Raw genomic sequence first — 11,445 nt, 5'->3', positions numbered from 1 at the left:
GTGACATCCGCAACGCAACATCCGTGACATCCGCAACGCAACATCCGTGACATCCGCAACGCAACATCCGTGACATCCTCAGCTCAGTTTTCCGGGTTGGATTTTCCTTTCCCCATCATCGCATCCGTCGCCTTCTCCAGCGCCGCCCGCACCGGGTCAAGCGACAGTCGCGCATAGACCGCCGTTGCCGTCTGCGACTTGTGCCCCAGGGTTTTGCCGATGATGGCCATGGATGCCCCGGTGATGGCCATGTGCGAGCCAAGAGACCGCCGCAAATCGTGGATGCGGGCGTTCTCGATCCCGGCCCGCTCAAGGATGCGCTCCCAGGCCTTGCGAGGCTCCACCAGGTGGCCGGTAGCGGATCGGGGGGAGGGGAAGATCCATGGCACGGTTTCAACCCTTTCCAACCCCTGGAGAAGCTCCACGGCGGCATTCACCAGGGGAATGGTCAGAGGGGTTCCGTTCTTCGGATCCGGGATGCGCCAGACGGCCCGCGCCAGGTCTATTTCTTCCCATCGCGCCTGAAAGACATCCCGACGCCGCGCCCCGGTCAGGAGGGCCAACAGGAAGTAAGCTCGCATCTGGGGCGGCTCGTCCTGCAAGGCCCCCATAAAACGGGCAAGCTCCTCCTCCGAAAAGAACCGGTCGCGGGATTTTTCTGGATACCGCCTCACCCCCTCGCACGGGTTATCCCCCTCCCAGAGCCCCCACTCTTTGGCCCGCCCGAAGACGGTGGAGACCAGCGCCAGCACGCGGTTGGCCGTGGTGGGGTGTTCGACCCCGACGCGGGAATGGATTGTGGAAATTACCGGGCGATTGACTTTTGAGAGTGGGATGGTGGCCAGCTCCGAGAGGTGGAGTCGGAAGTTGTCTTCATCCCCTTTCCAGCTTTTTTTTCGTGGCTTTGCCCATCGTTCCAGGTAGACCGCAAAAAGCTCGCCGAAGGTCATCTCCTTTTTCCTGGCACGGCGAGCCGCTGCGGGATTGACCCCTTCCACCTTGGCGTGATTCAGACGGGCGACATGCTGGCGGGCAGCGTCAATCGTCATTTCCGGCCAGCGCCCAAGAGTGAACCGCTCCGGAGCGCCGTTGACCCATCGGTACCAGGAAAACGTTTTGACCCCGTTGGTCGTCACCCGCAGTTGCAGTCCGGGGGCCTTGGTGTCCATGTAGACCACGCGCCCCGATTCTGGGGGCTGGATGCGGTCAAGAAGAGACGCGGTGAAAGATGCTTTGATGGCCGCCATACTGTCCTCCGTCGAAAATCAGCCGGCCCAGTCTGTGAGTCTGGGATTTTTCTGGGGTTATGTTTCGGGTCTATGAATTTTTCAAAGTGCGGGTATTTTGGCGGGTTTTTTTGGCGTGTAAAGGGCAAAATCGGGGCAAAAAACGGCAAAAATGCCCGATTTTGCCCTATTTTTGCCGCAATACGGCTGACTTTTAATCTGTAGGTCTTGGGTTCGAAACCCAAACGGCTCACCATAAAATAAAGGGGTTAGGTCATATTCGGCCTAACCCCTTTTTCGTCCAGCAATCACACCGCAATCAATTAGGGGGATTCAGGGTTCCGGCAATCGGGATTCCCCTGCCGCGATGACGCCCCGTCAGGGGGAGAACTCCTTCCCTGGTGGTGGTCCTCCGTCGCGTTCTGAATGGTCCGGTACTTCGTCCTTCCAGGCACAAAAAAAGGGGGCACGATGGCCCTCTGATGCGGTAATCGCCAACCCGTATGCGTCGCACATTGGCTGATCCCTCCAGTTTCACGACTCCTGGATGGCGGGGATTTTGCGCAAGAGCATCGGCGGCATGAAGAATGCGCCGCCGGATTCCCGCATCCATCCGGTCCCGAGTTTTCCGAACCAGCCGCTACCCGTTGAGAAAGGCTACCCTCCTCAGTCCTGTCTGTGACTTCCTTTGGCTGAATATGGGTGAGAACGGGCTCTAGGGCGTGTTGACATTCACCATCTTTCGGCCCCTGGCCGCGTTGCAATCCGGTTCGGAATGCTCATGTAGGCGAGCTACACTCCGCTTCCTCACCGTCTTGCGCCTTGCCAGGAACCAAAATCCGGCAAATGTCAACACGCCCTAGCGATCAATCTGTTTGACGATGGAGGGGATGGAAATGGCCAACAGATCCCGGACGTGTCGTCCATCCGCTCCCTTGCCCACCACCCGGCTGACGGTGACGGCCTTGCGGCTGATCCGGGCGAAGGGCTCCCAGAAGGCTTTGGGTACGGTCAGACGACCCTCGGCATCGAATTCGAACATGTAAGCCTGGTTGGGATCAATCTGGAAAATGAGTCTCAATTCGGAAATGCTTTCGGGGGTGATGGTGAAAGCGTCGCCGGGGCGGGAGGCGGTATGGTGCATCAGGCTGGCCATGGAGAAGAGAACGTTGCCGTCGGGGTCGCGTTGAAAGCTCAGATGACCTTTGGGCTGATTTTTCGGAGGGGTCAGGGTGCGGTAGGCGCTATCGAGCAGACGGTTCATGGCGCTGAACCGATTGGCGAAAGCCCCCGGAAAGGCAAGTGAAGGCTCGCCGCCGGGGGTGATTGCCACCGGTTTGGCGCTTGTCGGCTCGGGTGTGGCGGGGGTCTCCGTTTGAAGGACGAAGAGCTTCGGTTCGGTGTCCGTCGTGGTTCGGGGCGGATCGGGAGCGACCGTCGGCGCGGCGGGCGCAACCGGATCGGCGGGTGGTGCGGCATCGGGGGGAGTGGTCCCGGCCACGGCGCGGCTCGGCGGCGGAGGCGGGGTGGCTTCCGTGGGCGGGGAGCTTGGGGCCGGGGTCTCGGCGACAAGGGTTTGCCCCTTTCCGGCGGGACCGGGATCGAAGAGCCAGAGGCCCAGTATCAGCCCGATAACGAGGCAGCCGGCTCCGGACAGCAGCAGCAGGCGTTTTTGCTGTTTGGCCCTCAGCAGGGCTTTTTGTTCGGCTTCGCGGGCATGTTCTTCCCGCACGCGGCGCTGTCTTTCCAGTTCGGCGAAATAGGCCTGTTGCCGTTGCGCCTCGATACGTTCCCGGGCGGCCTGGGCATGGGTATCGGTATCGGCGCGGGCGTGGGTGATGAGGGTTTCCGGCAGGTTTTCGGGGGCGAAGGTCAAGGTGGGCGTCTCCTCCACCTGCCAGGAAGGAACGCGGGCGTCATTTCGTGGGAGGGGCGTCTCGGTCGGAGCCGGTTCCGGTAGCGGTAACGACTCGATCAGCTCCACGGGCAGTTGGGTCACTCCCGCCAACCGATCTTTTCGCATGAGCGTGGCGACCAGCAGAGCGACCTGTTTGCCCTGGAAGTAACTGCCCAGTTCGAAGTCGCTGTCGAGGTCCGGCTGAGAGGCGATCAGCTTGCCGACGCCCTGAAGCGTCCCCTTGAGCTGATCGAACTGTTGTTTTTTGGCCGATCCATCGCCGCGCAGGTGGATTTCCAGAATGTACAGGGAGAGTCCATGGCGCACGGCGTCGGCTACCGCGCGGGGATAGCGTTGCAGGTCGAAGCGGAGCGGCGGAACGGGGCTTTCCAACAGGGATCGAATCGCCTCCAGCTCCTCGTCGACCGGGAGGTCAAGTCCCGGCTCTTCGAAAAGGCGTCGCAGGGTGGTCATCCCGACGTGAAGGCAGGAGAGGCTCTCCCCCTGGAGGGAGAGAGTGTGGTCCCGCATCCGGTTCAGAAGAATCTCCAGAAGCTGGCTCGCGGCGAGAATCGGGTTCAGCTCCAGCGATGCGGCGCCGCTGCGAATGGCGCGAACCATCTGCAACAGGCGTTCGAGTTCCTGAACAGGGGTTGCTTCGCCGGGTTCTTCCAGGCGCAGCCGATCACTCTCCGCGGCGGAGAGCCGCTGGCGGGACTCTTGAACGAATGTTTCAAGATCGGGTATGGCTTCCGCTGACATGGATCCTGTTCCTTTGCGGCCATCAACCGACAGACAGCCTCATCACGCTCCCGTTGAAACCAGGGTGTTCGATAATAACCATTTACTACTGGGGTATTGTGAAAAACAGGTCGAATTTAGACAGCTTAAGCAATTGAACGATTTTGCTGCTGCCGTTAACGAGATGAATTATAGCATCCTCGTCACCGCACTGCTTTCTCATTAGAAGTAGCATGCCCATGGCGGCGCTGTCGAGGGTGGTGACTGCCTTGAAATCGATTTCATAACACAAGCCGGGGGGACGATGAATGTAAGACTCGCGAAACTCCCGATGCAGTTTGAAATTGAATTCCGCCGGCAAGCGTATCTTTACCCAGTTGTTGGATTCTTCGGTTTCGATCATGGTGTTGCCCTTTCCGCCCCCGTTTCCGGACCTGGTGAGGAAGGTGACGAGACAATGGTTCCGGTGCCGGGTGGGGGAAGTATAGCTTCTTCGCGGCGGCTTTGCATAAAAAAGAGCTTCCGCAGCCGTGTAGCGTATGCAGAGCCGTTTGTTATCCAAGGAAAAGCGTGATTGCTGCAGAGGTGTTTCCGGCTTGTACAGCATCCGGAGGCGGGAAAATAGCGCTGGCGGCTGTCGGATCTTGCGGGCGAAAATCAGGATGTCCGGTTTTCGGAATCCGACACCGTTCGGCGGACCGCATCGACCGCAAAGGCAAGAGTCCCGGGCTCCGCCCCGGGAGAGTCCCCCCCGAACCCCCGTATGACTGAAGAGAGTCCGGAGGAAACCGGGTCAGCCCCGGTTTTTCAGATAGCCGAAATCGGGTTCGTCGGGTATTTCCAGGGCATGCATGCGGCGATAAAGCGTGCTGCGGCTCATGTTCAACAGATGCGCGGCCCGCGCCTTGTTCCAGCCGCTCTCTTTGAGCATGCGCAGGATGCGGTTTCGCTCCGTGTCTTCCACCACCTCCGTTCGGGCCGGGGTGGGAAAGGCCACCTCCCCCCGAATCTCCGGTGGCAGATCCTCGACGTCGATCACCTCCTGCTGACACACCACGAAGGCATGTTCCACCACATGCTCCAGCTCCCGCACGTTGCCGGGCCAGGCGTGTTCCATGAGGATCTTCAATACCCGCTGGGTGAAGCCGGTGATCTTCTTCTCGAAACGGTTGTTGAAAATATCGAGAAAATGGTCCAGCAGCAGGGGAATGTCCTCGCGCCGCTCCCGTAACGGGGGCAGGGGAACTTCCACCACCTTGAGCCGGTAATAGAGATCCTGGCGGAAGGTGCCTTCCTCCACCTTGCGACGCAAATCCTGATTGGTGGCCGCCACCACCCGTGCCTCCACTTTGATGGTCTGCTCCCCGCCCACCCGTTCGCACTCCCGCTCCTGCAGCACCCGCAACAGGCCGATCTGCATGCGCAAGGAGATGTCGCCGATCTCGTCCAGAAAGATGGTGCCCTTGCCGGTCAGCTCGAAGCGCCCCGGTTTGTCGCGAATGGCCCCGGTGAAAGAGCCCTTGACGTGACCGAACAGCTCGCTCTCCAGCAGTGTTTCGGGCAGTCCGGCGCAGTTGACCTTGACCAGGGGGAATTTGGCGCGGGAGCCCTGGCTGTGGATGGCCTCGGCCACCAGCTCCTTGCCGGTGCCGGTCTCGCCGGTGATCAGCACGGTGGTATCGACGTTGGCCAGGCTTTCGATGAGATTGAACACCCGGTGCATGGGGCGGCTGGCCCCCACCAGGCGGTGAAAACGGTGCCGCATGTCGAGATGCTTCTCCAGTATCGCCAGTCGGGAGACATCCTTGACCACGATCACCGAGCCCGACAAACGCCCCTCTTCATCGAGAAGCGGAGTGGAAGTCAACTCGACGATCTGCAGCGGACGCCCCTCGGCGTGACAGGAGATGCGGTGGGCAGGTGTCGGGGAACGCGCCTCGCGCAGGTCGTGAATGGCCTTCTGACAGGGGAAATGGCAGCGGTCGTGGTTGGGCAGGAAGGGTTTGCCCAGCGAATCGGGGGTCAGGCCACACAGGCGGGTGGCGGCTTCGTTGAAAGAGAGCAGTCGGCCCTGCTCGTCGAGGGTGATGATGCCGTCGTGAACACTGCGGAAAATGGCTTCGAGATGCCGGGTGGCCCGTTCCTTGGCGTCGCGCATCTCCTTGTGGGAGAGGGCGGTGCGCACCGCGTGCAGCAGCGTGTTCTGCTCCACCGGCTTGACCAGGTAATCGAAGGCGCCGAGGCGCACCGCCTCCTGCGAGGTCTCCACGTCGGGATAACCGGTGATGAGGATGACGTAGGCCCGATCCTTGCGGCGACGCAACTCCCGCAGCAGATCGATGCCGTTGGGCGGGCCGAATTTGATGTCGGTCAGAATAAGATCGAAACTGGCCGTTTCGAGGGAGCGCAAGGCCTCGCGGAAGTCACCGGCCACCTGAACGGTATAACCCAGCGGCTCCAGGATATGCTTGAGCAACAGGCGTAAGGCCTGCTCGTCATCGACGACAAGAATGCGTTGCCCCACGGTGTCCCCACGCGAGAAAGGAAAGGAGAGCCGCGGCACCGAAGTGCTCGCGGCTTGGAAGTATGAAGGAGGATGATTTGAAAAACCAGGAACGAAAGGAGGAGGTGTCGTTCCCGGCGGGGAGGGAAGGAGGGGGGCCTTATGAACCCCGATCCGGAAACGACACCAAACAGAAAGGAGGAACTCCGCACTCGCTTTACCTGGACTAACCGGGGGGACGGTCATTTTGCGGAGTCAGGCGTCCAGGCTTGGTTAAATATATTGCACTCTGCGGGCCAAGTAGTCAAAATGCCGACAAAAATTTATAACATACTGAATTTAAAGGAAAACGCTTCAGAATTGTTACTGTTGTATGGTGAAAATACAGGCAAAAGGTGTGTCACTGATACAAAAGTGTGTCAGACAGAGTGTGTCACAAAGTGAAACAAAGGGAAACAGAAGGTCATGGCGGGGGGCCGGGGCAGGGCGAGCCACCCCGGATCCCGAGTGCCGGGTGGAGGGGGAGTCAACCCGGCGTGAAGTTTTCGGCTTCGAAGAGCAGATTGACGATGGCGCGATGGTTATTTTGTGAAGCCAGGGAGAGGGCGGTTTGGCCCCATTGATCCTTTTTATGGATATCGGCGCCGGCTTCGATGAGTTTTTTGGCCATTTCGACGTGTCCGTTGCTGGCGGCCCACATCAGGGGGGTGCGGCCATGCAGATCGGCTTTGTCGAAATCGCGGGATTCGTCCACCAGCAGGGGGGCGAGATCCGGGGAGCGGCTGAGTTCAGTGATCTCCAGGCCGGGTTTGACGGGGATGGCGGGCACCGGCAGGGCGATGCTGATTTGAGGGGCCATGGGGACATGTTCGGCGAAGCTGGAGAGGAGCAGTCCGGGAATCAGCAGCAGGTATCCGGCGGACTTGAGCAGCCAGGAGCCTCGGGCACGGGGGGCGGGCAGTCGGGTTTTGCGGGTTGTTCCGTCGAGGGACCACCAGGGGGTGGCCGATTTTTTGGAAGTGGCGGCGATGGCCATGAAACGTCTCCTGAAAACCGAGTGATGTCGCAACGAAATAAAGCGAGAAACGTGCCAGAATGATAAATCATGTAATAACAGATAGATGTCCAATAAAGGCGTTGATTATTCGCGAGCTTTGGCGGGAAGAAGGTGCCGGGGCGTGGGAAAAAATTGCCGCTCCCTAAAAGAAGGGCTTTGGCGCCGCCTTCGTGTAACCAAAGTTACCGACAAAAAGTTCACAAAGGAAATTATTGAAAAAGAGAATGGCGCGTGGTAATGGAAAATATTGGCAGTAGGTGCGTAAACAAATCATGTAAAAAACCCTGAAAGAGGACTGAGTGATGAATTACCGTGAAGAGTTGGAAGAGGATGTTCGTCAGGCAATGGAGGCGGCGCGTCGTCAGAATGCCGTAGTCCAGGCGGAGCAGAAGGCCAAAGATCGCTTTGTGCAACGAAGGGCGCACTATCTTGACAATTTCTATCGTCGCAAGAATGATGGAGGCGATCCCTCGTTGCAGAGTTTAGTGGAGGCCTCGGTGGTCTTTTTCATGGGGCCGGAAAGGGGGGTATTGCCGGGCAGTGCGGCTCGGAGGGGAGATTCGGGTGGGGCCATGGCCTTTGCGGAGGGTGAAGCGGGGAGTCCGGGAACCGATGGCGCGACGGGAACGGGGGCGGCAGGTCAAACCACCACGCCTCCGTCATCCGGAACCACGCCCACTCCGGGAGAGGTTCCCCTGGGGAGTCGGGATTGGGGCTATTGGCGGCAAATGCCGTGGCAGGACGAGACGTTACCGACGTCGGCTGCGGACCCGTCGGAAAAGGGTGTGGGTATCGACGGTTGGGACTACCTGTCCGGCAGTCGGGGGCAGTTGGAGGGCGTGGTCCACCACCCCAAACGTCTCGATCCCCCGGACATGAGCCACCTTCCCCCCGATTTGACCTCGGGCGAGGAGAAGTTGATCTTCGACGGGAAACACCTCACCTACTGGAACGACGGCAAGATGCAGAAGTATTGGGGAGGGGTGTCCGGAAAGAAGGGCTTCCAAAGCAAGGAGCATCAGGGAGACAAAAGCAAGGGTCCGATTCCCGAAGGAGCGTGGAAGGTCCAGCAAGCCAATTTGCAGGAACTGGATAGCCCGGAGAAGCTGGCCGAGGCGTGGGGAAACCATGCAGTACAGAAGGTGGTTAACAGATTCGGCTCAGGAGAAAAAATCGGAAGTTATTCGTCCGGGGTTGTCGGTTGGGGCAAACAAAGAGTCTGGCTGGAGCCCGATGAACAAACCGATATCAAAGGTCGAGGAGGCTTTTCCATCCATGGGGGCTGGTTCCCCGGGTCGGCTGGCTGTGTTGACCTGACGAACAATATGGAAGATTTTTCGGAGTGGTTCAAAGGACACGGCAGGGATATAAATCTCCATGTGAAGTACTAATAGAGGCTCAGGAGTGATGAGGAATATTCGGATTATTCTTCATCACTCCGATAACCTTTTCCAATTAAATAGGTGGATCTATGGGACAACTAGCAGAAAACAACGCGACTCCGTCTACGAAAATATTTACAAAATGGCTGATTGTGTATGTTGCAATTCATATTGTGAATATTCGTTGTCTTTTATTATACAATGACTGGCTGCGCTTATATCCTTATGGCGCAGAAGGTCCATATGTGTACTATTGGTCTGAATCAGGGCCGAAACAGCACTACTTTATGGTGCTGCTGCATACACTGGAAGGCCTTCTGGCTGTGTGTATTACCCTGATGGTAAGGTCGAATATTGTGCGAATCGGGGTATTTTGTGTCTATTATATATGGGGCGATTTTGTCGGGTCTGCTAGTGAATTATGGTTGTATGAACAGCTCCACCAGCCTTGTCCGAACGAACGAATCAAAACTATGGAAGATGTACGCTCCTTGGACTGTCCCGGAGGCTATGAAGACGACGGCACGTTGCCCCGACTGCACCGCTACAAGTGGGGAGGGGAAAACGGCACACCTCCCAAGGTTGGCAGAAATTCAGGCTCCTTGGTGAAACCGGAAGGCGCTAAAGGCAAGGCGGGTGATTAGTCAAATGGCCCGGTTCCGGGGTGGGCTTGGTTTGCTTGGTGCTGAGGTTTGAAAGTCATTTGCGGAGGGGGATGAGGAACGCTTGGGGCGCTTGGAACGCTTGGGACGATTTGGATAAGTTGATCGTTCCAGATTGAGGTTTGAGGATACCAATGACGGATTCTAAATATGGTGATAAAGCCGGAACTTCAGCAGTTGTATTTGTAGTGCTAGGTATATTTTATTGGTTGTATATTTCTCTGATTGCTCACGAAATAATTTACTTTGACACTGGGAGAAAGGAGTTGCCATTCGGATATAACCTCGAATGTGAGTTTGGCGGTTTATGGTGGTACTGGACTCCAAGGCACTATTATTTTTCAAGTGTGGTGTATTTGGCAAAGATTTTCTCTATATGGTGTCTTGGATTGTTGATAAAAAATTTGAACTATCGAAATATTATGTTGGTTGTCGGGCTTGTATTTCTTTATTGGTCCAGTGGGTCGGAACTTTGGCTCTTCGAGTTGCTCTACGAACCGTGTCCTTCTGAGAAGATTGTCAGCATGGAGGATATTCGTTCGTTTTCCTGTCGGAGGGGGGACTGATCGGAGGTGGGGTAGACTTTGGCTTGGCATTTGGGGTGGTTTTCGGGTAGTATGCCAGAGTTACCCTGTGGATTTGGTTTATTGTGAGGATATCGGGTCTCCTGTTGTCGTTTTGCGAGGAGTTGGCCATGAGAAGTATACGATCCCTGTTGATGGTCGGTGTTGTCGGGTTGTTTTGCGGGTCTGCCGGTGCGGTGGATGTTCCTTGGGATGGGGACAATGGTTGGAAGCAGTGGCATCCTCACAGGGATGTGAAGGCCATTTCGGTGGTGGGTACTCAGACTTATTTCGGGTCGGGGAAGGATGTAGAGGTTGATGCGGCGCCGGTGGTAGCGGATGTTATGCCGGCGGTGGCTGTTGCGCCGGAGCCGGTCAAGGTTCAGTGTCCGGGTTCGCCGCCGCCCAAGGGTGTCAAGTTGGATGCCGAGGGGTGTTGGGTGATTGATCCGGTACATTTTGATTTCAACAAGGCGCAGATTCGCAAGTTGGACAAGGCGAATTTGGATGGGGTTGCCAAGGCGTTGTTGGAGAATCCGCACATTGTATTGGATGTGAATGGGCATACGGACGCCAGGGGTTCGGACAAGTATAATCAGGGTTTGTCGGAGCGTCGGGCGCGTGCGGTGACGGATTATTTGGTGAAGAAGGGTGTGGATCGGGGTCGGTTGTTGAATACGGGGTATGGTGAGAAGAAGCCGGTGGATGATAACAAGAGCAAGAAGGGGCGGGCCAATAATCGGCGGGTGGAGTTGGCGCCGAAGAGGAGGTAGGTGTTGGTTTGCTTTTGACTTGAATAAATACCGGGGTCCGGGGGGGATTATCCCCCCCGGCGGGTCCAGGGCAGCGCCCTGGGACTTTTCCTTTTTTCCCTTGTCCTTCCCCCCTTCAAGGGGTCCAGGGGGCACCCCTGGGACTTTTCCTGTTCTTTTCCTCTTTTGATTTCCCCACCCCGTGGGGTCCAGGGGGCACCCCTGGGACTTTTCCTGTTCTTTTCCTCTTTTGATTTCCCCACCCCATGGGGTCCAGGGGGCACCCCTGGGACGTTGCCTCTACTCTGCCGGAAACCAACTCTGTAACGTCGTCACCAGTTTGTGGAAACTTGCGCTGTTCCTCCAGGCTACCAGGCTGGCTTTCGATGCGATTTTTTCAAAGTCGCGAGGTTGTGGTTTTCGGTCTTTCTTGCGGGAAACAACCTGCTCAAAGGCTTCCTTGGGCTGTTGCTGCAGAAGCTGTTGCAACGGCTTTCCCTTAGCCCAGTCCAGGAGCCATTGGTTCATCTCGGTTTGTTGAATATCCAGATGGGTCAGAATTGCCTGTTGGCTGTGCCAGAGCCACTCTTCCAGTTCGGGTTCCAGAACCAGCGCCAGATGGTTGTTTGACCAGGTTACGTTGTCCAGCCGGTCGGAAAGAT

Annotated in this window: 9 protein-coding genes; 3 read left to right on the top strand and 6 right to left on the bottom strand. The window is 57.4% G+C overall.

The features are described 5' to 3' along the window. Window positions 1-83: 83 nt before the first annotated feature. The 5 genes from HQL56_00960 to HQL56_00940 form a co-directional block, all read right to left on the bottom strand. The gene (locus tag HQL56_00960; protein ID MBF0308084.1) at window positions 84-1,247 is read right to left on the bottom strand and encodes a tyrosine-type recombinase/integrase; all 1,164 of its coding nucleotides are present in this window, start codon (window positions 1,245-1,247) and stop codon (window positions 84-86) included. 838 nt (window positions 1,248-2,085) lie between these two features. Further along, window positions 2,086-3,885, bottom strand: a complete 1,800-nt coding sequence (locus tag HQL56_00955; protein MBF0308083.1) for a hypothetical protein — start codon at window positions 3,883-3,885, stop codon at window positions 2,086-2,088. Between the two features lie 85 nt (window positions 3,886-3,970). Then, complete coding sequence (locus HQL56_00950; GenBank protein ID MBF0308082.1) at window positions 3,971-4,267, bottom strand: STAS domain-containing protein; 297 nt, start codon at window positions 4,265-4,267, stop codon at window positions 3,971-3,973. Between the two features lie 390 nt (window positions 4,268-4,657). Further along, on the bottom strand, window positions 4,658-6,388 hold the full coding sequence (locus tag HQL56_00945) for a sigma 54-interacting transcriptional regulator (protein ID MBF0308081.1): 1,731 nt from the start codon (window positions 6,386-6,388) through the stop codon (window positions 4,658-4,660). Window positions 6,389-6,893: 505 nt separating this feature from the next. Further along, entirely contained in the window at window positions 6,894-7,403 is a 510-nt protein-coding gene (locus HQL56_00940; GenBank protein MBF0308080.1) for an ankyrin repeat domain-containing protein, read from the bottom strand. 323 nt (window positions 7,404-7,726) lie between these two features. On the opposite strand from HQL56_00940, the gene HQL56_00935 reads away from it, so the two are divergent. The 3 genes from HQL56_00935 to HQL56_00925 all read left to right on the top strand — a co-directional run bounded on the left by HQL56_00935 (window position 7,727) and on the right by HQL56_00925 (window position 10,804). Beyond that, the gene (locus HQL56_00935; GenBank protein MBF0308079.1) at window positions 7,727-8,815 is read left to right on the top strand and encodes a hypothetical protein; all 1,089 of its coding nucleotides are present in this window, start codon (window positions 7,727-7,729) and stop codon (window positions 8,813-8,815) included. An 80-nt stretch (window positions 8,816-8,895) separates the two neighbouring features. Then, entirely contained in the window at window positions 8,896-9,450 is a 555-nt protein-coding gene (locus HQL56_00930) for a hypothetical protein (protein MBF0308078.1), read from the top strand. 712 nt (window positions 9,451-10,162) lie between these two features. Continuing rightward, window positions 10,163-10,804 (top strand): OmpA family protein, encoded by a 642-nt coding sequence (locus HQL56_00925; GenBank protein MBF0308077.1) that lies wholly within the window; start codon window positions 10,163-10,165, stop codon window positions 10,802-10,804. 279 nt (window positions 10,805-11,083) lie between these two features. Here the strand turns inward: HQL56_00925 and HQL56_00920 are convergent. Further along, the coding region (locus HQL56_00920; protein MBF0308076.1) for a hypothetical protein at window positions 11,084-11,445 on the bottom strand (362 nt) is incomplete at its 5' end.

It is taken from the genome of Magnetococcales bacterium (genome assembly GCA_015231925.1).
Taxonomy (GTDB): domain Bacteria; phylum Pseudomonadota; class Magnetococcia; order Magnetococcales; family JADGAQ01; genus JADGAQ01.
Note: the sequence above shows the minus strand (reverse complement) of the source record. Positions and strands in the feature narration are given on the sequence as shown.